This is a genomic window from Streptomyces sp. RG80 (assembly GCF_040446465.1).
GTDB lineage: Bacteria > Actinomycetota > Actinomycetes > Streptomycetales > Streptomycetaceae > Streptomyces.
Map to the genome: position 1 here is coordinate 567,246 of NZ_JBEAAJ010000003.1, position 22,042 is coordinate 589,287.

Genomic DNA, 22,042 nt, shown 5'->3' on the forward strand with positions numbered 1-22,042 from the left:
ATGGCCGACACCCGTACCACCGGCATCCCCGCCAACGTCACCCAGGGCGCCCACACCAAGGGCGGCATCGGCGAGTCCACGCTCCGACCCGACGGCACCCTCAAGGTCACCGGCGAGTTCGCGTACTCCTCCGACATGTGGCACGAGGACATGCTCTGGGGCCAGATCCTGCGCTCCCCGGTCGCGCACGCCGAGATCCTCTCCATCGACACCGGCGAGGCCCTCGCGACGCCCGGCGTCTACGCGGTCCTCACCTACGACGACCTGCCGACCGACGTGAAGAACTACGGTCTGGAGATCCAGGACACCCCGGTCCTCGCGCACGGCAAGGTCCGCCACCACGGCGAGCCCGTCGCCCTGGTCGCCGCCGACCACCCGGAGACCGCGCGCCGCGCCGCCGCCAAGATCAAGGTCGAGTACCGCGAACTCCCGGTCATCACCGACGAGGCGAGCGCGACCGCGCCGGACGCGATCCTCGTCCACGAGAACCGCGACGACCACCACATCGGCCATGTCCCGCACCCGAACATCGTGCACCGCCAGCCGATCATCCGCGGCAACGCCGAAGAGGCCGCCAAGAAGGCCGACTTCATCGTCAAGGGCGAGTACACCTTCGGCATGCAGGACCAGGCCTTCCTCGGCCCCGAGTCCGGTCTCGCCGTACCGTCCGAGGACGGCGGCGTCGACCTGTACATCGCCACCCAGTGGCTGCACAGCGACCTCAAGCAGATCGCCCCGGTGCTCGGCCTGCCCGAGGACAAGGTGCGCATGACGCTGGCCGGCGTCGGCGGCGCGTTCGGCGGCCGCGAGGACCTGTCGATGCAGATCCACGCGTGCCTGCTCGCGCTGCGCACCGGCAAGCCCGTCAAGATCGTCTACAACCGCTTCGAGTCCTTCTTCGGGCACGTCCACCGTCACCCCGCCAAGCTCTACTACGAGCACGGGGCGACCAAGGACGGCAAGATCACCCACATGAAGTGCCGGATCGTGCTCGACGGCGGCGCCTACGCGTCCGCGTCGCCCGCGGTCGTCGGCAACGCCTCGTCCCTGTCCGTCGGCCCGTACGTCATCGACGACGTCGACATCGAGGCGATCGCGCTCTACTCCAACAACCCGCCCTGCGGCGCCATGCGCGGCTTCGGCGCGGTCCAGGCGTGCTTCGCCTACGAGGCCCAGATGGACAAGCTCGCCGACAAGGTGGGCATGGACCGGGTCGCCTTCCGTCAGCTCAACGCGATGGAACAGGGCACGATCATGCCGACCGGACAGCCGGTCGACTCCCCGGCCCCGGTCGCCGAACTCCTGCGCCGCGTCAAGGACATGCCGCTGCCGCCCGAGCGCCAGTGGGAGTCCAGCGAGGGCTCCGACGTACGTCAGCTGCCCGGCGGTCTGTCCAACACCACGCACGGCGAAGGCGTCGTCCGCGGGGTCGGCTACGCGGTCGGCATCAAGAACGTCGGCTTCTCCGAGGGCTTCGACGACTACTCCACCGCGCGCGTGCGCATGGAGGTCGTGGGCGGCGAGCCCGTCGCCACCGTGCACACCGCCATGGCGGAGGTCGGCCAGGGCGGCGTCACCGTCCACGCGCAGATCGCCCGCACCGAACTCGGCGTCGCCCAGGTGACCATCCACCCCGCCGACACCCAGGTGGGCTCGGCCGGCTCCACATCCGCCTCGCGTCAGACGTACGTCACCGGCGGCGCCGTCAAGAACGCCTGTGAGCTGGTGCGCGAGAAGGTCCTGGAGATCGGGCGCCGCAAGCTCGGCACCTACCACCCCGCGTGGGCCACCGCCGAACTCCTGCTGGAGGGCGGCAAGGTCGTCACCGACGGCGGCGAGGTGCTGGCCGACCTGGTCGACGTACTGGAGGACGAGAGCGTCGAGGTCGAGGAGGAGTGGCGCCACCGGCCCACCGTCCCCTTCGACCTGCGCACCGGACAGGGCAACGGCCACGTCCAGTACTCCTTCGCCGCGCACCGCGCCGTCGTCGAGGTCGACACCGAGCTCGGCCTGGTCAAGGTCATCGAACTGGCCTGCGCCCAGGACGTCGGCAAGGCCCTCAACCCGCTCTCCGTGATCGGCCAGATCCAGGGCGGCACCCTCCAGGGCATGGGCATCGCGGTGATGGAGGAGATCGTCGTCGATCCCGTCACCGCGAAGGTCCGCAACCCGTCCTTCACGGACTACCTGCTTCCCACCATCCTCGACACGCCGACCATCCCCGTCGACGTGCTCGAACTCGCCGACGAGCACGCCCCGTACGGGCTGCGCGGCATCGGCGAGGCCCCCACCCTGTCGTCCACCCCGGCCGTCCTCGCGGCGATCCGGAACGCGACCGGGCTGGAGCTCGACCGGACGCCGGTCAGGCCCGAACACCTCACGGGCATGGCGTAGGGCATCCATTAAGTCTCTCCGGGCGGCGCCGGGAACGTCACACTTCGCCGCGCCGCCCGGAGTACCAAGGACCGCACCGCTCGCGGCACCTGGGCCAGTTGTTCAGTGCAGTTCGTTCAGTGCAGTACCAGATCCTGATCGTTCGTCTCGGGCCGTCCCCCGGGTCGTGCGGCCGCAGCACCTTCCCAAATCCCGCAGCCGCCCAGTCGGTTGATCGATGCGGGTGTCCCTTTGAACCTTGGGAGCAGGCCCACATGACCCAGCAGTCCATGGAGCCGAAGACCGTCGCCGAAGACGCGGGAGAAGGCACCCGCGTCCCGGCCGGACGGTCCTGGCTCGACCGGTACTTCCACATATCCAGGAGAGGATCCACGGTCGCGCGCGAGGTGCGCGGCGGCGTCACGACCTTCATGGCGATGGCGTACATCCTCCTGCTCAACCCCCTGATCCTGTCCGGAAAGGACGCGGCGGGGGACACGCTCGGACAGAAGGCCCTCATCACCGCGACCGCGTTCGCGGCGGCCTTCACCACGCTGCTGATGGGCTTCTTCGGCAAGGTGCCCCTGGCCCTCGCCGCCGGCCTCTCCGTCTCCGGCGTCCTGTCCTCGCAGGTCGCCCCGCAGATGACCTGGCCGCAGGCCATGGGCATGTGCGTGATGTACGGCGTGGTCATCATGCTGCTGGTCGTCACCGGCCTCCGCGAGATGATCATGAACGCCATCCCGCTGGCCCTCAAGCACGCGATCACCATGGGAATCGGCCTGTTCGTCGCCCTGATCGGCTTCTACAAGGCCGGCTTCGTCCACCAGGGCAAGGCGACCCCGGTGTCGCTGGGTCCGGCGGGCGAACTCGCGGGCTGGCCGGTGCTGCTCTTCGCGGCCACGCTCCTCGCCATCTTCATGCTCCAGGCCCGCGGCATCCCCGGCGCGATCCTGATCGGCATCGTCGGCGGCACGGTCCTGGCCGTCGTGCTGAACGCGCTCGACGTCATCGACCCCGAGCAGTGGGCGAGCGGCGCACCCGAACTGCACGGCAGCGCGGTCTCGATGCCGGACTTCTCGATCTTCGGCAACGTCGAGTTCGGCGGCTGGGGCGAGGTCGGCGCGATGACGGTCGGCATGATCGTCTTCACGCTCGTGCTCGCCGGGTTCTTCGACGCGATGGCGACCATCATCGGCGTCGGCACCGAGGCCAAGCTCGCCGACGAGCAGGGCCGGATGCCGGGCCTGTCCAAGGCGCTGTTCATCGACGGCGCGGGCGGCGCGATCGGCGGCGTGGCGGGAGCCTCGGGCCAGACGGTGTTCGTGGAGTCGGCGACGGGAGTCGGCGAGGGCGCCCGCACCGGCCTGTCCTCCGTGATCACCGGCCTGTTCTTCGCGGCCTGTCTGTTCTTCACCCCGCTGACGGCGATCGTGCCGGGCGAGGTCGCGGCCGCGGCCCTGGTGGTCATCGGCGCGATGATGATGATGAACGCCCGGCACGTGGACTGGGCGGACCGCGCGACGGCGATCCCGGTCTTCCTGACTGTCGTCATCATGCCGTTCACCTACTCGATCACGGCCGGCGTCGCCGCAGGCGTCATCTCGTACGTCGCGATCAAGGCCGCCCAGGGCAAGGCGCGGGAGATCGGGGCCTTCATGTGGGCCCTCACAGTGATCTTCTTCGTCTATTTCGCCCTCAATCCCATTGAGAGCTGGATGGGCGTGCACTAGCCCACCCCGCACCCGACGCAACCGCCTTCCGTTAGGAGACCGACAGATGCTGGACATCGCCGAAGAGCTGCACCGGTGGGTCGAGCAGGGACGCGACTTCGCCGTGGCCACCGTGGTGGCCGTCGGCGGCAGCGCCCCCCGCCAGCCCGGCGCCGCCCTCGCGGTCGACGCCGACGGCACGGCGCTCGGCTCGGTCTCCGGCGGTTGTGTGGAGGGCGCGGTGTACGAACTGTGCCAACAGGCCCTCCAGGACGGCGAAACGGTCCTGGAGCGCTTCGGCTACAGCGACGACGACGCCTTCGCGGTCGGTCTGACCTGCGGCGGCGTCATCGACATCCTGGTCACCCCGGTACGGGCGGGCGACCCCGTCCGACCGGTGGTGACGGCGGCGCTGGCCGCCGCGGCGTCTGGCGAGGCGGCGGCCGTCGCCCGGATCGTGTCGGGCCCCTCGGACCTGATGGGCCGCGCCCTGCTGGTCCGCCCCGACGGCTCCTACGACGGCGGCTACGGCGGCCATCCCGAGCTGGACCGCACGGTGGCGGCCGAGGCCGGCGCCTTCCTGGACGCCGGCCGCACCGGCACGCTGGAGATCGGCGAGCAGGGTTCCCGCTGCGGGGCCCCGCTCACGGTCCTGGTGGAGTCCTCGGTGCCGGCCCCCCGGATGATCGTCTTCGGCGCGATCGACTTCGCGTCGGCGCTCGTACGGGTCGGCAAGTTCCTCGGCTACGAGGTGACGGTGTGCGACGCCCGGCCGGTCTTCGCGACCGCCGCCCGCTTCCCCGAGGCCGACGAGATAGTCGTCGAGTGGCCCCACGAGTACCTGCAACGCACCCAGGTCGACGCCCGCACGGTCCTGTGCGTCCTCACCCACGACGCCAAGTTCGACATCCCGCTCCTCCGACTGGCGCTGCGCCTGCCGGTGGCCTACGTGGGCGCGATGGGCTCCCGCCGCACCCACCTCGACCGCAACGACCGCCTCCGCGAAGTCGGCGTGACCGAGATGGAGCTGGCCCGCCTGAGGTCACCGATCGGCCTGGACCTCGGCGCCCGCACCCCGGAGGAGACGGCCCTGTCGATCGGGGCGGAGATCGTCGCGAACCGGCGGGGTGGGAGCGGGGTCTCACTGACGGGGGCGCACACGCCTATCCACCACGATGTGACGTCGTCGTCGGCGGTCGGGCGGATCGGGTCGGTGGCCTGAGCAGCCTCCGTGAGCGGGAAGCGCACCGGCACGGGGTGCCCCGTCGGCCGGTCTCGCGGCAGTGCCGCCGCCGACGCCGGTGTCTCGGGCCGTTCCGCGCCGTCCTCGCTCACCAGGCACGCCGGGTCCAGCAGCGGCGTTCCGCCCACCAGCCGCAGCCCTGTCCCTACGGCTCCCTCAGGCATGCAGCACGAAGCACCGCACCCCGCCCGGCTCCAGGTCGTACCAGTGCCCCCGTTCCCACCCGTCCGTGACCACCGCGACGTCCTCGGCCGTCACCCCGATGCGCTGCCGCTCCTCGGGCAGCCGCCCCGCCAAGGGTGTCGTCACCACCCACATCCCACCGGGAGCCAGCAGGCCACGTACCGTCTCGGTCACCGCGGCCTTGTCGGCCATGAACGCGAGCACCAGCCGCATCGTCACCACGTCGTAGCTCGCCCGGGGCAGCCGCGCGGCCACCTCGGCCGCGTCCTCGAAGTCCAGCCGCTGCACCCGCAGGCGAGGCTCCAGATCCGTGTACCGGTCGCGGGTCGCCGCCACCGCCGCGTCCGTCCAGTCGACGGCGAGGGTGTCGCAGCCGAGGCCGGCGAGGGCGGCCGGGTATCCGCCGAGGCCGCATCCGACGTCCAGGACCCGGGCCCCGGGCCGTGGCCGCACCGCCTGCCGGAAGAGCCGTAGCTCGTGCGCGTCGACGCCCCGGAAGCCCCGCCCCGCCGCGAAGCGTTCCTCCCAGTCGTCCCGCCCCGACGTCACGGCGTCCTCAGCAGCCGGTTCACCGCCCGCCCGAACACATACCGGGCCGTCCGCCGCACCACCGGGTCCAGCAGGCCGGGCAGGAACCGGAAGCCCAGTTCCTCCCGCCACACCACCCGGGTGCGTCCGCCCGGACCGGGACCGACCTCGATCTCGGCCCACCCGGTCACCACCCGGCCCCGCTTCTCCAGCCGGCACAGACCGGCCGCGCCGGACGTCGGGGGCCGCCACTCCGTGACCTCCATGCGGTCGTCGAAGGTGAGCGGGCCGACGCCGGTGCGGGCCACGAAGACCGTGCCCTCGCGCGTCGGTTCCGCGGTCTCCACCGTGACGCGGGTCAGCGGGACCACCGCGCCATGGCGGGACCACCGCGTGAGGCGGCGCCAGGTCTCGTCGAGGGGCAGCGGCGCCGTGCGTTCGAGCATGAAGGTGACCACGCGCCGATCTTATGGAATCCGGCCAGCTCAGCGGCGTATGCACAGCCGCCTCACATACTTGGCCGAGCGGGCGGTAGTCGAGTGGGCGTACCCGCGGTGAATCCGGCCCGCCCCCACGCCCGCGACCCCTACGATTCCGGCCATGGGTGGGCATTCCGCCCACCCCCAGGGGGAGTTGGTCACCATGCCACTGAAGGCCTACGGCGTACTGATCACCAGGGCGGTCGACACCCGGCGCGAGGGCGCCGTCGACACCCCGCACTACCAGATCCATCTGACGGACGATCAGAACGTCCACTACCGGGCCGCCGTCAACGTACTGTCCCAGGAGCGCCCCTCGGAGCTGCTCTACCTCGTCGACGAGGACTTCCGGCACCCCGTCACCGCCCGGCTCGCCGGACTGGCCGGCGGCTGGAACACCCTGCCGCCCGGCCCCGGCGGCCCCAACCTCGACTTCGTGCGCGGCAACCTCTTCGACCCGGCGAAGATGCGCACGCTGCCCCCGGACGCCCCGGGCGTCGACAACGACCTTGCCGACGTCCTCGACCACTGGGTACGGCGTGCCGTCGACGACCCGGAGGCCCGGCTGTACGTCTTCGGCGAGCGCTTCGGGCCCGAACCCGGCGTCAAGGACAAGGTGTTCGGCTTCCTGCCGGGCAACGGCGTCCACGACATCCATATGAACCAGGGCAACAGTCGCAAGTTCAGCAAGGACGACGGCGTCTGGCAGGACGGCGGGATCCTGATCCACTTCCCGGCCCAGGACCGCTGGGTGGGTGTCTTCCTCGCCTTCCAGAGCCAGTCCTGGCACACCGACGACGTCACCGGCCACGCCCTGGAGGACGTGGAGGGCAACCGGCCCGAGCCGGGCACGCTGCCCGTCCGGATCGTGGCGGCCCTCGTCAACCCGCGCGGCCCGGCACCCGAGGCGGAGACGGTCACCCTGCTCAACGCCTCGCCCGACCCCGTCGACCTCACCGGCTGGCGCGTCGGCGACCGGCTGGGCCAGAAGTCCCCGGTGCCCTCCGGCCCGCTCGCCGCCGGCGCCTGTCTCACGGTTCCGCTCGCGGGCGGCGCCCAACTGGGCAACCACGGTGGCGAGATCACCCTCTTCGACGCCAAGGGGCTGAAGGTGCACGGAGTCTCGTACACCGGGAGGCAAGCCGAACGGGAGGGCTGGACCGTCGTCTTCTGACGGTCCGTCGGTCAGGCCCGGACGACGTCTACCGCATCCGCACACCTGTACGGCACCATGAGCGCGACCCCGCACCACCGGCGGCCGGAGGGCGACTCGTGGACCGTGAACTCCTGGGAAGACGTGACGAGTTGTAGCGCGACCCCTACCCGCACTACGAACGCGCCCGGCTCGCCGACGGGCTGACGTACGTCGACGAGCTGGACGCCTGGCTCGTCGCCCGGGACGCCGACGTACGCGAAGTCCTGCGCCGGCCCGAGGACTTCTCCTCGGCCAACGCGCTCATTCCGGACGTGCTGCCGTCGCCCGCCGCGCTCGCCGTCCTCGGCGGCGGCTTCGGCGGGCGGCCCGTCGTCGTCACCTCCGACGGCGCCCGCCACCAGCAGCTGCGCGCACCCCTCGTCCGAGGACTCTCGCCGGCCCGGGTCGCCGCCGTCCTGCCGTACGCCGCGCAGCGCGCCGCCTACCTGGTCGAGGAGTTCGTCGCGGGCGGAGGCGAGGGTGGAGCAGAGAGGGGAGTCAAGGGCGGCGAGGTCGAGCTGATGTCGGCGTACGCCCGCAGGCTCCCCGGCGATGTCATCGGCAGGATCGTCGGCCTCGACCCGGCGGACGTGCCCGGGGTCGTGCACGGCGGGCACCGGGCGGAGGAGCTGCTGTTCCGGCCGCTGGAGGAGGGTGAGCAGGTCGCCGCCGCCGAGGACGTCGTCGCGATGCAGCGCACGCTGGAGCGGTATGCGCGCGAGCGCCGAGCCGAGCCACGCGAGGACCTGTGCACGGAGCTCGTCGAGTCGCTCACCGAACCCGGCGAGCTCACCCTCGAGGACCGCCACGAACTCGTCGCCCACCTTCAGAACCTGCTGATCGCCGGGCATCTCACCACCACCGCGCTCATCGGGACGACCGTGCTGCATCTGCTGCGGCACCGGGAGCAGTGGGAGCTGCTGTGCGCCGAGCCCGAGCGGATACCGGCGGCGGTCGAGGAGGCCGCCCGTTACGACAGCGCCCTTCAGGGCTTCCGCCGGGTCACCACGGGGCCGGTCACCCTCGCCGGGACACAACTCCCGCCCGGCGCCACGGTGTTCGTCGCCTTCGGCGCCGCCAACCGGGACGCCGACCGCCATCCGCGACCCGAGGAGTTCGACATCACCCGCCCCCCGGGCCGCCATCTCGCCTTCGGGTTCGGGGTGCACGGCTGCCCCGGCTCACAGCTCGCCCGTGAACAACTGCGGCTCACCCTCGAGGAGTTGACCCGGCGCCTGCCGGGGCTGCGGCTCGCGGACGACCGGCCGGTCGAGATGCGGCCGACGATGATCCACCGTTCCCCGCAGCGCCTCTTCCTCACCTGGTGAACGCCGAACGTCAGCGGTACACCTTCCCCGGCTCGGCCTTCCCGGGGGCCAGCAGCTGCGGCACGGTCACGAACACATACCCGCGCGCCTTGAGCGCGTCGATGATCCCGGGCACGGCCGGCACGGTTCCGTCGTAGATGTCGTGCAGCAGGATGATCCCGTCCCGGGACACCTGGTTCAGCACCCGCTTGCGGATCAGCGCGGAGTCGTTCGTCGTGTAGTCCTTGGCGGTCACGCTCCACAGCACCTCCGCCATGCCCAGCTCCTCGCAGATCTCGTGGACCCGGTCGTCGGTACGGCCCTGCGGCGGCCGCATCAGCGTCGGTCTCTGCCCGGTGAGGCGCTCTATCTCCCTGTTGGGGCGCTCCAGCTCCTCGCGTATCTCGGCCGGCGTCAGCTTCGTGAGGATCTTGTGGTCCCAGGTGTGGCTGGCGACCTCGTGGCCCTCGTCGGCCATCCGCTTCACCAGCTCCGGGTACTTCTCGATGTGCCGTTTGCCGAGGAGGAAGAAGGTCGCCGGGACCTGCTTCTCCTTCAGGATGTCGAGCAGCTCGGTGGAGTGCTCGCTCGGGCCGGCGTCGAAGGTGAGCGCGACGCACTTGGCGTGACGGCAGTCGACGGTCCCGAACCGGGCCTGGGTGGTGGAGGCCTCGGCGGCCTGGGCCCGGGCGGCGCTGGGCGCGGTGGTGTCGAGCGATCCGCAGCCGGACAGCGACAGCGCCAGGGACGCCGCCGCCACCGACATCAGCGCGGTTCGGAACCTGTCCCCCGTTTTGTTCATCTTCTTGGTCGCAGAAAGCATGCCGAGACTATACACAGCGATTATACTCGCAGTGTATAGTCTCTTCGATCATGCTCCGGGCATGCCTACTGGGCGTAGAAGGTGGCGTCGCCCCGGTCCGTGGCGGTGCTCAGCGCCTGTACGTTCAGCAGGTAGTTGTAGTGCCGGATGTAGCGGCCCGGGTAGTTGTACGACTCGTACGAGATCCCCGCCGAGTCGGCCTGTCCGGCCCGCTGATAGAAGGTGGCGTCCGAGGCGAACGCCGCCGTGCCGTCGTTCTTCTCGACCCACACCTCGAAGTTCTTGTGCCGCAGGTAGTAGCCGGGGAAGTTCGCCGACTCCAGCGAGACCGTGCCGCTGCCCGCGAGACCCGTGACGACCCGGAACTGCGAGTCCGCGAGCGGCGAGACATTCGCCTCGATCTTCGCCCGGTACTCCCAGTGCCGGATGAAACGGTCCGCGAAGTTGTACGACGAGAAACGCTTCGGTGTGACCCCGTCGGCCACCGGGATGCCGAAGTCGGGGGTGCCGTCGGCCTTCCAGTAGATCTTCTGCACCCGGGTGCGGCGGTTGGGGTCGTTCAGCGGGTCACCGCTGATGTCCTTGTAGCTGCGGTCGTGGTAGACGAGGATGTCCGACTTGCCGTCCTCGGAGACGGTGAAGGAGTTGTGGCCCGGACCGTACTGTGAGGTCGCGGCGCTCGTCTGGAACACCGGCGTCGAACTCTTCGTCCAGGAAGCCGGGTTGGTGAGGTCGGCGGTCGCCGACGCGGTCAGCATCCCCAGGCAGTAGTTGGCGTCCGTGGCGCTCGCCGAGTACGTCATGAAAACCTTGCCGCCGTGCTGGATCAGCGCCGGCCCCTCGTTGACCTTGAACCCGATCGTCTCCCAGGACAGCGTGGGCTGCGACAGCTCCGCCGGAGTCCCGCTGATGGTCCAGGGGTTGGACATCTTCGCTATGAACAGGCTGGTGTTGTTGTCCTCCGACGGGTTGCGCTGCGCCCACGCCAGGTAGCGCACTCCGTTCACGACGAAGGTCGTCGCGTCCAGCGAGAAGCTCTCCCAGGTGGTCTTGATCTGGCCCTTCTCGGCCCAGGTCGCGGTCAGCGGATTGGCGCCGGTGCCCTCCAGGACGTACATCCGGATCGCCCAGATGTCACTGGTGGACCCGGCGGCGAAGTACACGTACCACTTGCCGTCGATGAAGTGGATCTCCGGCGCCCAGATGTGCGCGCCCATGACCCCGCTGCTGTGCTTGGTCCAGATCGTGGTCTCGGGAGCCGTCGACAGGCCCTGGATGGTGGTCGCCCGGCGCAGCACGATGCGGTCGTACTCGGGGACCGTGGCCGTGAAGTAGTAGTAGCCGTCGGTGTGTTTGAAGATGTGCGGGTCGGCCCGCTTCTCCGCGATCGGGTTGGTGTACGTCACGGCGGGGGAGTCCGGGACGGCGGCCTGCGCGGGGGAGCCCGGGCCGACGAGGCAGGCCGCGAGGGCGACCAGCATCGCCAGCAGCAGGCGAACGGCGTTACGTCTCAAGGGAGTTCTCCAGAGGGGGAAGGGCGGAGCGGGAGGATCAGGTGGTGGGGACCAGACGCCACTGCTGGCAGTTGTTGTTCAGCCAGCTCCACTGGCGTACGTCGGAGCCGTTCGCGGTACCGCAGTCGGCCACGTCGGCGACCTTGCCGGTGGATTCGTTGACGATGCGGACGTAGTCGCCGCTCGCCGTGAACACCAGGCGGTAGCGCTGGCACTTGTTGTTCAGCCACGACCACTGACGGATGTCGGCGCCGTCGGCGGCGGAGCAGTCGGCGACGTCCATCACCTTGCCGGTGGCGACGTTGACCAGCCGGTTGGTGTCGTCGCCGAGGTCCTCGACCTTCCACTTCTGGTTGGTCCCGCCGTTGCAGGTCCACTGGAAGATGTTCGTCCCGTCGGCCGTGCCGCCGCCGTTCACGTCCAGGCACTTGCCGCTGTTGCGGTTGACGAGGGTGTACGACGTCGGGGTCGCCGCCGTCTCGCCGGAGGGGCCGGGGAGGGTGGTGCCGAGCGCGACCGGGGTGCCGAAGTTCGGGGTGCCGTCGGCGTTCCAGGTGAACTTCTGGGCGCGAGTGGTCCGTCCGTTGCCGCAGCCGCCGTTCGACGCGGAGTTGGCGTGGTAGACGATCCAGTTCTCGGTGCCGTCGGGCGAGGTGAAGAAGCCGTTGTGCCCCGGGCCGTACACCCCGTTGGCGTCACTGCGCTGGAAGACCGGCGTCTGCTTCTTGGTCCAGGAGGCGGGGTCGAGCGGGTCGGAGCCCGTCAGCTCCAGCTGGCCGAGTTTGTAGTCGGCGGTCCCGCAGAAGCTCGCCGAGTACGTCAGGAAGGTGCGGCCGTTGCGATACAGCGGCTCGGGGCCCTCGTTGACCGGACTGCCGGAGCGCTCCCAGTCCAGGGTCGGGCTGGAGATGATGCTGAAGGTGTTGCTCGCGAGGGTGTACGGGTTGCTCATCGGCGCGATGACCAGGCTCTGCGTGCTGCCGTTGATGAACCCGCTGCCCACCAGGTACAGCTTGCCGTTCGCCTTGAGCACGGTCGCGTCGATCAGCCAGCCGCCCGGCGTGAGATTGGACCCGGTCAGCGACCCCTTGTAGGTGTACGCCCCCATCGGATCGGTCCCGGAGCTCTCCAGCACATGCGTGCGCTGCGAGTCGCAGCAGGCCACACCGCTCTGGCCGGCCGAGTAGTACAGGTACCAGTGGCCGTCGAGGAAGTGCAGCTCCGGCGCCCAGATGTTGGTGTTGCGGGTCGACGTGGTGTCCGACCACACCTGCACGTTGGGCGCGGTGGCCAGGCCCGCCAGCGTCGGCGACTTGCGGATGCCGAGGATGCCGGTGAACGTCGTGGTGACCAGGTAGTAGTTGCCGTCGTAGTACTCCAGCCAGGGATCGGCGCCCTTGGACGACTTGAGCGGGTTGGTGTACGGGCGGCCGTCCGCCGCCGACGCCGGCTGGGTCGCCGACACCAGTGCCAGGAGGAGGGCCAGCACACAGACCAGCAGAGGTCTGTGGCGTTTCCCGTGGTGAGTCCGAGGCATACGAGACCGTCCCTGTCCGTAATTTCGAACGTAGTTCGTTATGTCGGTCAGAAGATAGGAGTGGGGCATGGTCTCGTCAACGGTTTCGCCATTCGCGCTTCAACTGATCGATTCCGACCATATGAAAATCGTGTTCATTTACCATGGGGGGCGTGGAGGAGACGGAAGAGGAGCATGTGCGCGCGGCGGGCCTGCGCAACACGCGCCAGCGGCGTGCCGTGCTCGAAGTCCTGGGCCGCTGCCCCGAGTTCGTCTCCGCACAGGAGCTGCACGCCCGGCTCACCGAGGCCGGCGGCACCGTCGGGCTCACCACCGTCTACCGCACCCTGCGCGAACTCGACCGCGCCGGGGTCGTCGACGTCGTACGCGACGAGGGCGGTGAGCGGCTGTATCTGCGGCGGCCCACCGACGAGCACCGGCACTACCTGATCTGCCGCCGCTGCGGGCGCAGCCGGGTCGTCGACGCGGAGGCCGTCGAGCGCTGGGCGGCCGCGCTGGCCGAGGCCACCGGGTACGCGGAGCTGGAGCACACGCTCGAGCTGAGCGGGGTGTGCGGACCGTGCCGGGCGGAGGCGGAAGTTGCGGGGGAGCGGGCCGTGTGTTCACCTTGATCGCCGACGGCGCCGCGTGGGCACCGATGGGGGAGGATCACAGTTGAGTCCGGTCGTGTTCGGGGCCGCGGCCTCCCGTCCCTGCACGCTCGTCGTGTGCCGGGGCTGCTGCTGCGGCAACGCGAGCAAGCATCCCGGCGTCGACCACGCGTGGCAGCTCGACCGGTTGCGGGCCGCCGCCGCGGAGTCCGGCGGCCGTCTCGCCGTCCGTACGACTGACTGCCTCGGCCCCTGCGACCAGGCGAACGTCCTCGTCGTCCAGCCCTCCGGAGAGGGCCGCCGCCGCGGCGGCCGGGCCACCTGGGTCGGCTGGTCCGGCGACGACGACTGCACCGACGACGTCCTGACCTGGGCCACGGCGGGCGGCCCCGGCCTGGCGGACCCCCCGCCCACCCTCACCCTTCAGTTCATACGCCCACCCCGCCCCGAAGTCCGCCGCTCCCGCCGCTGACCGCTCCCGGCGGGGACCGCGACCCGGACATGTCCCCCGGCCGGCTCGCCGGTCGCCGCTCAGCCGATCATCTTGATCTCCGGCGGCCAGAGCACGTTGCGGGCCAGCAGCAGGGAGGGCCCGAGATGGTCCGGGCACACCGGCAGGGGGAAGTCCACGTGCCGGCCGATCTCGAAGCGGGCCTGTGCGGTGCAGGACCGTCCTTCGTCGGGGCCGGCGAACCGGCCCTGGCAGCGCGGGCGTACGGCGGATTCGTCCATGGTCACCTCGGTCGATGCTCGCCCCGTCCGCACAGGTCGAGCGTCCGACGCGGGCGGACAGTCGGGGACATGTGCCCACGCTAGGAACCCCGGGGGCGGGGCGCCCGCAGGGAGGACCGTGTGGGTGAGAGGGGCCAGGCCCGGAATCGGAGCGACACCACTTCCCGCGACCGCTGCCGGCGACCCGTGAACGCACTCAACCCGGCGAGTCCGCGGCGGGCAGTGGCTCCAGGACCGGGTTGGTCAGGTGCTGGAAGATGATCGAGGTCCGGAAGCTCAGGATCTCGCGGCGCGCGGTGAAGCGTTCGAGCAGGAACGCGTGCAGATGCTCGATGTCCTGGGCCGTGACGTGCACGAGGAAGTCGTCGCTGCCCGCCATCGTGTAGACGGACAGCACCTCCGGCAGCCGGGCCACCGACTGCTCGAACGCCGCCACCACCTCCCGGTTCAGCGGCCGCACCTGCGCCGACACCATGGCCTGCACCCCGCGGTTCAGCGCGGGCAGCGCCACCTGGGCGTGATAGCCGCGGATCACCCCGCGCCGGCGCAGCAGCCGGATCCGTTCCAGACAGGTGGAGGGAGCGATGCCCACCTTCTGCGCGACGGCCCGGTTCGATTGCCGCGCATCCTCCTGGAGATGCCGCAGGATCGCCGTATCAAGTTCGTCCACGATCGCCTTCCCGAGCTCAATTCCGAAGGAAGTTCGGCCAGTTCACCAACGGCCGGAACATCAACCTAACGTCCGGGGCATGACGCAGACACTTGAGCACGAAGAGGTGCGGATCCACCGGGGCCCCCGCTCGGGGCTCCCCCTGATCGTCGCCGTGCACTCCCGAGCCCTCGGGCCCGCCGTCGGCGGCTGCCGGATGCGGCGCTACGACGGCTGGCGCGCCGGACTCGCGGACGCGCTGCGGCTGTCCGAGGCCATGACCTACAAGTGCGCCGTGTCCGGGCTGGACTTCGGCGGCGGCAAGAGCGTGATCGTCCTCGACCGGAACGCCCCTGTCACCCCCGAGTTGCGGGCCGCCGCGCTCACGGACATGGGGGAGTTCATCGCCTCCTTCGACGGGACGTACCGCGCGGGCCCCGACGTGGGAACCTCGCCCGCCGACATGGTCGTCCTGCGCCGGTCGACGCCGCATGTGTACTGCCTGCCCGAGGAGCACGGCGGCACCGGCGACTCCGGCGCCCCCACCGCGACCGGGGTGCTGGCCGCCCTGCGTGCGGGCGCCCGGCACGTGTTCGGGTCGGCGTCGTTCGCCGGGCGTACGGTCGTGGTGAGCGGCTTCGGCTCCGTCGGCAGCCGGGTCGCGGCGGGCCTGGCGGCGGACGGTGCCCGGGTGCTGGTCTCCGACGTGGACGGCGGCAGACGGGACGCCGCCCGGCGCTCGGGCTACGGGTGGGTGGAGCCCGCGGACGCGCTCGGCACGGCGGCGGACATCCTGGTCCCGGCCGCCGTCGGGGGCGTGCTCACCCCGGAGACGGCCGCCCGGCTCGCCGTACGACTGGTCGTGGGCCCCGCCAACAACCAGCTCTCCGACGACACGGTCGCCGACACCCTCGCGGCCCGCGGCATCGTCTGGGTGCCGGACTTCGTCGCGAGCGCGGGCGGGGTCGTCCACACGCTCGGCCGGGAGAGCGAGGGCCTCGACCACGGCGCCGCCGTACGGCGGGTGGAGGGCATCGGCGACACCGTACGGCTGCTGCTCAAGGGCGCTGAGAACCCGTTGCGGGAGGCGAAGGCGCTCGTCGGCCGTCGGCTGCCGCCGGGCTGAGCGCTTTCGGGCGGCGGGGCGGGGTGTCCCTGCCTCGCCCCGCCAACCGGCCCGGCGCCGCGCCGAATTGACGCGCGGGAGTGGCTGTCGCCGGAGTACGGTCCCTGGCGTGGATCACACAGACGATTACTTCGGAGAGCACATCGCGGCGACCTACGACGACCCGGCGTCGGAGATGTTCCAGTCGGACGCCATCGACCCGGCGGTCGCCTTCCTCGCGGAGCTCGCCGGTGCCGGCCGGGCCCTCGAACTCGGCATCGGGACAGGGCGGATCGCCCTTCCGCTGGCGGCCCGTGGCGTACCGGTGCACGGCATCGACCTGTCCCGCGCGATGGTCGAACGGCTGCGGGCCAAGCCCGGCGGCGAGACGATCGGGGTGAGCATCGGCGACTTCGCGACGACCGAGGTGGACGGGACCTTCTCCCTCGCCTACCTGGTCTTCAACACGATCATGAACCTGACGACCCAGGAGGCGCAGGTCGCCTGCTTCCGCAATGTCGCCGCCCATCTGGCGCCCGGCGGCGTCTTCGTGATCGAGGTCATGGTCCCCGAACTGCGGAAGCTGCCACCGGGCCAGAACGCAGTGCCGTTCCATGTCGGTGCCTCGCGGCTGGGGTTCGACACCTACGACGTGGCCACCCAGTCGATGAGCTCGCACCATGTGAAGATCGTCGACGGACACGGCGAGTACACCGAGATCCCCTTCCGCTATGTCTGGCCCGCCGAACTCGACCTCATGGCACAACTCGCCGGGCTCCGGCCGCGCGAGCGCTGGGAGGGATGGGCACGGGAGCCGTTCACGAGCGAGAGCGGCCGCCATGTCTCCGTATGGGAGAAGCCCGCGGACTGACCGCGACGCCATCACCCCGCCACCTCCACTTCGACGAAAGGCCCCCCGTGCGACTCCACACCCGTGAATGGGGCACCGGCGACCGGTCGGCCCTGCTCGTGCACGGGATCATGTCCGATTCCCGCACCTGGCGCCTGGTCGGACCGGCGCTCGCCGGGCGCGGCTACCGGGTCGTCGCGGTCGACCTGCGCGGCCACGGGCGTTCGCCGCGCGGCGAGTACAGTCCACGGCACTTCGCCGACGACCTCGTCGACACGCTGCCGGTGGGCGCCGACCTGGCCCTCGGGCACTCCCTGGGCGGGCTCGCCCTCTCCCTGGCCGTGGACCGGCTGCGGCCGCTGCGCGCCGTCTACGCCGACCCGGCCTGGGAGTCCCCCGACCCCGAACAGGCGCTGGACCCCGAGATGTTCGCGTCCGGCAAGAACGTCACGCGCGAACACATAGCGCGGTCCAACCCGCGCTGGGCCGCCGAGGACGTCGACATCGAGGTGGCCACGCTCGCGGACTGGGACGCGGACACCTCGTACTTCCTCGACGGCCGGCCGCTCACCGGCTACGCCCCCACCCGCCCGGCCGTGCCCTCCCTGGTCCAACTCGCCGACCCCAGCCACCTGGTGGGCGCCGACGACGCGGCGCGGCTGCGGGCGAGCGGTTTCGAGGTCCGTACCGTGCCCGGGGCAGGGCACACCCTGTACCGCGACGACTTCGACGGGTTCATGAAGTCGCTCGACGGCTGGATCTGAACCGTCACACGGAGACCGCGGTGTCCCAGTCCAGCAGCCGGGGGAGGTCCTCCTCCCGGGGCCGGGGCACGGTGCCGCCGGGTCCGCCGCGCGAGAGACTGCCGCTGACCGCGGTGTTGCGCTCCACGCGCGGCCGGCGCAGCGTCTCGTACAGGGCGAGCCCGGAGTCGGCGTCCGGGGTGTCGCGCAGGGACTTGGCGAGGACGACGGCGTCCTCCAGGGCCATCGATGCGCCCTGACCGGTCGCGGGGGAGGCCGCGTGGGCCGCGTCGCCGACGAGCACGGTCCGGGCGGAGCGCCAGGGGGTGCCCGGGGGGATCTCGGTGGCGTTGGTGACCAGTACGTCGTCGGCCGTGGCCGCGACGATGTCCGCGGCGGGGCCGGTGTCCACGCGCAGCAGCGACACCAGCGGGTCGCGCCAGCCGCCGCGCGTCAACTCCTCGGCGGTGAGCGGGGCGTCGGTCACGCGGGCGAACCAGTACGTCTCCCCGGCGGGCGACACCGCGTACCCGAAGGCCGCGCCGCTGCCCCGCACCATGGTGAACTGCCCGCTCTCACCGGGCGGTCGGGCATCGCGGGTGTAGCCGTAGAAGACGCGCTGCGCCGCGTACCGCGGCCGTACGCCGGGCGCGATCGTCCGGCGGACGGTGGAGCCCAGACCGTCGGCGCCGACGAGGAGGTCGCCCGTGGCGCTGCCCCCGTCGGCGAAGTGCGCGGTGACGCCGTCGGGGCCCTCCTCGACGGAGGCCAGCCGTGCGCCGTGCCGGACGGTGATGCCCCGCCGTGAAGCCTCTTGCTGGAGCGCGGAGTTGAGGTCGCCGCGGCGCAGACACCGGAACCTCAGGAGCGGGTCGTCGGCCTCGCCGAGCGGATGGCCCGCCACCTCGGCGCCCGTCGCGTCGAGCAGCCGCAGGGTGCGCAACGGGAAGCCGAGCGCGGTGACCGCCTCGGTCGCGTCGAGCTGCGCGAGCGCCCGCATGCCGTTGCTCGCCAGGGTGAGGAACGCGCCCAGATCCTCCGCCGAGTCCGGATGCGCCTCGTGCACGACGACCTCGAACCCCGCCTTGTGCAGGGCGAGCGCCGTCGCCGTACCGCCGGTTCCGCCGCCGATGACCAGGATGCGCGCCATCCCACGACCGTACACGCCCGCGCCAACGGAGGTGCGGAGCAGGGGTGTTCGCGCCCTGCGCGCCCATGGGGAGCCTGGGCGGCTCCGCGCGCCTACGGCGGCCCGCGTCACCCGCCGAAGACCACCTCGGCCGTGCCGTGCCGCTCCTCCCGGTGCGTGGCGACGCGCAGTTCGGCGCGGTCGGCGGCGGGTGTGCCGCAGGCCGCCAGGAGCTCGCCCGCGAAGACCGGCCGGTGGAGCCGGTACGACAGGGAGCGCACCCGTCGAGCCGGGGCGTGGCGGCGGGGCAGTTCGAGCATCAGGAGGGCGAGCAGGGGCCCGTGGACGACGAGACCCGGGTAGCCCTCCTCGGCGCGGCAGTACGGGGCGTCGTAGTGGATGCGGTGGGCGTTCGCGGTGAGGGCGCTGAACCGGAAGAGCAGCACCGGGTCGGGGCGCAGCGCGAGCTGCCACGGGTCGGTCGGATGGGCGGACGCGAACTCCTCTACGACGGCGGGGTGTTGGGCCGCGGTGTGTCCGGAGCGGTAGACGATGTCCTGTTCCTCGACGAGGCACAGTCGGCCGCCCTGGCGGAACTCCCGGCGCTCGGTGACGAACAGCATCTCGCCGGTGCGCCCTCGCTTGGCGGTGACCGAGGCGAGGCCGCTCACACGTTCCGCGGGTTCGCCGAGTCGGAGGGGCTCGGTGATCTCGCAGCGACCGCCCGCCCACATGCGCTTGCGGTCGGGCAGCGGCGGCAGGAAGTGGCCGTTCGACGGATGTCCGTCGGCGCCCAGGTCGCGCTGCGCGGGCCGGCTCAGGAAGTACAGCCAGTGCCACAGCGGGGGCAGGGGGTCACCGTCCCCGGCGACGGTGCCGGGCAGGTCCAGGACCGCCGAGAGGGCCGCCACGGGGTCGGCGGACAGCGGGTCCCCGTCGGTGACCGGCCCCGGGGTCCAGGACTCCACGTATGAGCTGAGCTGCATGATTCATCATGGGCGGGGATGGTGGGGTCGGCCAATAGAAAGCAGTGATGCCGGCATCCGCCACAGGCATGGGGTCAAGCCCCCTGGAGCTCGGCGGACGGCCATCTCCCTTCCAGCACTGCCGAGTTGATCCGCCGCACCAGTTCCCGCCCCACGGCCTCCACGGCCGGCGGAGTGCGTCCCGCCCGCTGGGTGCCGAGGACGATCAGGCGCCGCACGTCGGGCCCGGTGAGCGGCGCCGCGCTCAGCTCGCCCCGTGCCACGTCCTCGGCGATGCCCACCCCGGGCAGGACCGTCCAGCCGTGGCCGGCCCGGACGAGCCGTTTCTGCACCCGCAGGGAGTTGGTCTGCGCGGCCACCTCCATCGCGGCCCCGGACCGCACCGCGGCCGCGTCGATCAGCCGGCGCAGCGCGTGCCCCGGGGCCGGCAGGACCAGCGGATGCGCGGCCGCCTCCGGGAACGGCACCGGACGGTCGGCCCGCAGCCCCGCCGCCACCGGGGCGACGGCCCACAGCCGCTCCCTGACCAGCGGGCGGGCGTTGAGCGAGGGCGTGCTGTCGAGGTCGTAGAGCAGGGTCAGATCCAGGTCACCGTCGTCCAGCCACTGCTGGAGGTGGCCGGAGTAGGCAGTCATCAGGCGGAGTTCGACGCCGGGGTGGTCGCGGGCGAGGGCCGTCACCAGCGGTTCGGCGAGCAGGTCGGCGGTGCTCTCCAGGAGACCGACGGTGACGATGCCGGTCACCTCGCCGGGGGCCGGCTGCACCTCGGCGCGGGCCCGCTCCAGCTCGCCGAGGGCGCGCCGGGCCCGGTCCACCATGACCGTCCCGGCCTCCGTGGGCCGCATGCCCTGACCCGTCCGCTCGAAGAGGTCGACACCGAGTTCCTGCTCCAGGGCGCGGATCTGCCGGGTCACCGCGGGCTGCACCAGATGCAGCAGTTCCGCGGCACGCGTCACGCTGCCCACCTCGGCGACCGTCACGATCGCCCTGAGCTGCCTGAGGTCCACGCGGGCCCGCCCTCCGCCCCCGCCGCACGGCCATCGGGGGCGCGCATGGGGGTATCACCATTCGGTATTTCACCTACGCCGTCATGAGCGACGATGATGTTACTCGGCCGCCGCACACGGGGGCCGCCGCACACGAGAGCCGCCGCCCCCGACGGCCGTCGCACTCGAGGAGCGTCACCGTATGGGCACTCTCGACATCCTGTCCGAGGACGAGCGGTTCGTCGTCCGTACGGTGCGCGACTTCGTGGACAGGGAGGTCAAGCCCGTCGTACGGGAGTTGGAGCACGCCGACACCTACCCCGCGGCGCTCATCGAGCGGATGAAACAGCTCGGCGTCTACGGGCTCGCCGTCCCCGAGGAGTACGGCGGCACCCCGGTCTCCACGCCGTGCTACGTCCTGGTCACCGAGGAACTGGCCCGCGGCTGGATGAGCCTGGCCGGAGCGATGGGCGGGCACACCGTCGTCGCCAAGCTGCTGCTGCTCTTCGGCACCGAGGACCAGCGGCGGCGGTATCTCCCGGGCATGGCCACCGGCGAGATCCGGGCGACCATGGCCCTGACCGAGCCCGGCGGCGGTTCGGACCTCCAGGCCCTGCGCACCGTCGCCCGCCGGGACGGCGACGGCTATGTGATCGACGGGGCGAAGACCTGGATCACCAACTCCCGCCGTTCCAGGCTGATCGCGCTGCTGTGCAAGACCGACCCGGCCGCCGACCCCGCCCACCGGGGTATCTCGATCCTCCTGGTCGAACACGGACCCGGGCTGACGGTCTCCCGCGACCTGCCCAAGCTGGGCTACAAGGGCGTGGAGAGCTGCGAGTTGTCGTTCGACGGCTACCGGGCGCCCGCCGACGCGCTTCTCGGCGGGGTCGAGGGCAAGGGCTTCGCGCAGATGATGAAGGGCCTGGAGACCGGACGTCTCCAGGTCGCCGCCCGTGCGCTGGGCGTCGGCCGGGCCGCCCTGGAGGACTCGCTCGCCTATGCCCAGCAGCGCGAGTCGTTCGGCAGGCCGATCTGGCGGCACCAGTCGATCGGCAACTACCTCGCCGACATGGCGACTTCACTGACCGCCGCCCGTCAGCTCACCCTGCACGCGGCCCGTGAGGCGGACGCGGGGCGCCGGGTCGACATGGAGGCCGGGATGGCGAAGCTGTTCGCCTCCGAGACGGCGATGCGGATCGCCCTCGACGCCGTCCGGATCCACGGCGGTTACGGCTACTCCACCGAGTTCGACGTCGAACGCTACTTCCGCGACGCCCCGTTGATGATTGTCGGCGAGGGCACCAACGAGATCCAACGCAACGTCATCGCGAGCCAGTTGGTCGAGCGCGGCGGCCTCGACACCTGAACGGGCGAG

General features: G+C 71.4%; 20 protein-coding genes and 1 pseudogene. 11 read left to right on the forward strand and 10 right to left on the reverse strand.

Features of this window, described 5'->3' with window-relative positions; all coding sequences use genetic code 11:
* The 3 genes from ABKA17_RS12630 to ABKA17_RS12640 all read left to right on the forward strand — a co-directional run bounded on the left by ABKA17_RS12630 (window position 1) and on the right by ABKA17_RS12640 (window position 5,307).
* On the forward strand, window positions 1–2,394 hold the full coding sequence (locus ABKA17_RS12630) for a xanthine dehydrogenase family protein molybdopterin-binding subunit (RefSeq protein WP_353692075.1): 2,394 nt from the start codon (window positions 1–3) through the stop codon (window positions 2,392–2,394).
* A gap of 254 nt (window positions 2,395–2,648) precedes the next feature.
* The gene (locus ABKA17_RS12635; RefSeq protein WP_353692076.1) at window positions 2,649–4,106 is read left to right on the forward strand and encodes an NCS2 family permease; all 1,458 of its coding nucleotides are present in this window, start codon (window positions 2,649–2,651) and stop codon (window positions 4,104–4,106) included.
* Window positions 4,107–4,152: 46 nt separating this feature from the next.
* The gene (locus ABKA17_RS12640) at window positions 4,153–5,307 is read left to right on the forward strand and encodes an XdhC family protein (protein WP_353692077.1); all 1,155 of its coding nucleotides are present in this window, start codon (window positions 4,153–4,155) and stop codon (window positions 5,305–5,307) included.
* A gap of 177 nt (window positions 5,308–5,484) precedes the next feature.
* Here the strand turns inward: ABKA17_RS12640 and ABKA17_RS12645 are convergent, their stop codons facing one another.
* Together ABKA17_RS12645 and ABKA17_RS12650 are read right to left on the reverse strand one after the other, a co-directional pair.
* On the reverse strand, window positions 5,485–6,060 hold the full coding sequence (locus ABKA17_RS12645) for a class I SAM-dependent methyltransferase (protein ID WP_353692078.1): 576 nt from the start codon (window positions 6,058–6,060) through the stop codon (window positions 5,485–5,487).
* On the reverse strand, window positions 6,057–6,497 hold the full coding sequence (locus tag ABKA17_RS12650) for an SRPBCC family protein (RefSeq protein ID WP_353692079.1): 441 nt from the start codon (window positions 6,495–6,497) through the stop codon (window positions 6,057–6,059). The genes ABKA17_RS12645 and ABKA17_RS12650 overlap by 4 nt, the downstream gene beginning before the upstream one ends.
* A 184-nt stretch (window positions 6,498–6,681) precedes the next feature.
* Between ABKA17_RS12650 and ABKA17_RS12655 the strand changes: the two genes are divergently transcribed.
* Together ABKA17_RS12655 and ABKA17_RS12660 are read left to right on the forward strand one after the other, a co-directional pair.
* A complete protein-coding gene (locus tag ABKA17_RS12655; RefSeq protein WP_353692330.1) occupies window positions 6,682–7,692 on the forward strand; it encodes a DUF2278 family protein in 1,011 nt (336 codons plus the stop codon).
* A gap of 98 nt (window positions 7,693–7,790) precedes the next feature.
* Window positions 7,791–9,041 (forward strand): annotated as a pseudogene (locus tag ABKA17_RS12660) (cytochrome P450).
* A 10-nt stretch (window positions 9,042–9,051) separates the two neighbouring features.
* On the opposite strand, the gene ABKA17_RS12665 reads toward ABKA17_RS12660, so the two are convergent.
* From ABKA17_RS12665 to ABKA17_RS12675, 3 genes are all read right to left on the reverse strand, one after another.
* Window positions 9,052–9,843: a polysaccharide deacetylase family protein gene (locus ABKA17_RS12665; RefSeq protein ID WP_502994209.1), complete on the reverse strand. Its 792-nt coding sequence runs from the start codon at window positions 9,841–9,843 to the stop codon at window positions 9,052–9,054.
* A gap of 65 nt (window positions 9,844–9,908) precedes the next feature.
* Window positions 9,909–11,357, reverse strand: coding sequence for a family 43 glycosylhydrolase (locus tag ABKA17_RS12670; protein ID WP_353692080.1), 1,449 nt, complete (start codon window positions 11,355–11,357; stop codon window positions 9,909–9,911).
* A gap of 37 nt (window positions 11,358–11,394) precedes the next feature.
* On the reverse strand, window positions 11,395–12,894 hold the full coding sequence (locus ABKA17_RS12675) for a family 43 glycosylhydrolase (protein ID WP_353692081.1): 1,500 nt from the start codon (window positions 12,892–12,894) through the stop codon (window positions 11,395–11,397).
* A 152-nt stretch (window positions 12,895–13,046) separates the two neighbouring features.
* On the opposite strand from ABKA17_RS12675, the gene ABKA17_RS12680 reads away from it, so the two are divergent.
* The gene (locus ABKA17_RS12680; protein ID WP_502994210.1) at window positions 13,047–13,505 is read left to right on the forward strand and encodes a Fur family transcriptional regulator; all 459 of its coding nucleotides are present in this window, start codon (window positions 13,047–13,049) and stop codon (window positions 13,503–13,505) included.
* A 43-nt stretch (window positions 13,506–13,548) separates the two neighbouring features.
* Window positions 13,549–13,956, forward strand: a complete 408-nt coding sequence (locus tag ABKA17_RS12685; RefSeq protein WP_353692083.1) for a (2Fe-2S) ferredoxin domain-containing protein — start codon at window positions 13,549–13,551, stop codon at window positions 13,954–13,956.
* A gap of 59 nt (window positions 13,957–14,015) precedes the next feature.
* Here ABKA17_RS12685 and ABKA17_RS12690 read toward each other — a convergent pair whose 3' ends face one another.
* Both ABKA17_RS12690 and ABKA17_RS12695 read right to left on the reverse strand, forming a co-directional pair.
* Window positions 14,016–14,216 carry a hypothetical protein gene (locus ABKA17_RS12690; RefSeq protein ID WP_353692084.1) on the reverse strand — a complete coding sequence of 67 codons (201 nt, stop codon included), beginning with the start codon at window positions 14,214–14,216 and terminating at the stop codon, window positions 14,016–14,018.
* 196 nt (window positions 14,217–14,412) lie between these two features.
* On the reverse strand, window positions 14,413–14,886 hold the full coding sequence (locus tag ABKA17_RS12695; RefSeq protein ID WP_353692085.1) for an Lrp/AsnC family transcriptional regulator: 474 nt from the start codon (window positions 14,884–14,886) through the stop codon (window positions 14,413–14,415).
* Window positions 14,887–14,965: 79 nt separating this feature from the next.
* Here ABKA17_RS12695 and ABKA17_RS12700 point away from each other — a divergent pair, with 79 nt between their 5' ends.
* The 3 genes from ABKA17_RS12700 (at window position 14,966) to ABKA17_RS12710 (ending at window position 17,584) form a co-directional block, all read left to right on the forward strand.
* Complete coding sequence (locus ABKA17_RS12700; protein WP_353692086.1) at window positions 14,966–15,991, forward strand: Glu/Leu/Phe/Val dehydrogenase dimerization domain-containing protein; 1,026 nt, start codon at window positions 14,966–14,968, stop codon at window positions 15,989–15,991.
* 109 nt (window positions 15,992–16,100) lie between these two features.
* The gene (locus tag ABKA17_RS12705) at window positions 16,101–16,841 is read left to right on the forward strand and encodes a class I SAM-dependent DNA methyltransferase (protein ID WP_353692087.1); all 741 of its coding nucleotides are present in this window, start codon (window positions 16,101–16,103) and stop codon (window positions 16,839–16,841) included.
* 47 nt (window positions 16,842–16,888) lie between these two features.
* Window positions 16,889–17,584: an alpha/beta fold hydrolase gene (locus ABKA17_RS12710; protein ID WP_353692088.1), complete on the forward strand. Its 696-nt coding sequence runs from the start codon at window positions 16,889–16,891 to the stop codon at window positions 17,582–17,584.
* 4 nt (window positions 17,585–17,588) lie between these two features.
* Here ABKA17_RS12710 and ABKA17_RS12715 read toward each other — a convergent pair whose 3' ends face one another.
* From ABKA17_RS12715 to ABKA17_RS12725, 3 genes are all read right to left on the reverse strand, one after another.
* Complete coding sequence (locus tag ABKA17_RS12715) at window positions 17,589–18,713, reverse strand: FAD-dependent oxidoreductase (protein WP_353692089.1); 1,125 nt, start codon at window positions 18,711–18,713, stop codon at window positions 17,589–17,591.
* 107 nt (window positions 18,714–18,820) lie between these two features.
* Window positions 18,821–19,678, reverse strand: coding sequence for an HTD2 family dehydratase (locus ABKA17_RS12720; RefSeq protein ID WP_353692090.1), 858 nt, complete (start codon window positions 19,676–19,678; stop codon window positions 18,821–18,823).
* Between the two features lie 74 nt (window positions 19,679–19,752).
* Window positions 19,753–20,685 (reverse strand): LysR family transcriptional regulator, encoded by a 933-nt coding sequence (locus ABKA17_RS12725; protein ID WP_353692091.1) that lies wholly within the window; start codon window positions 20,683–20,685, stop codon window positions 19,753–19,755.
* 181 nt (window positions 20,686–20,866) lie between these two features.
* Here ABKA17_RS12725 and ABKA17_RS12730 point away from each other — a divergent pair, with 181 nt between their 5' ends.
* Entirely contained in the window at window positions 20,867–22,033 is a 1,167-nt protein-coding gene (locus ABKA17_RS12730; RefSeq protein ID WP_353692092.1) for an acyl-CoA dehydrogenase family protein, read from the forward strand.
* Window positions 22,034–22,042: the final 9 nt, after the last annotated feature.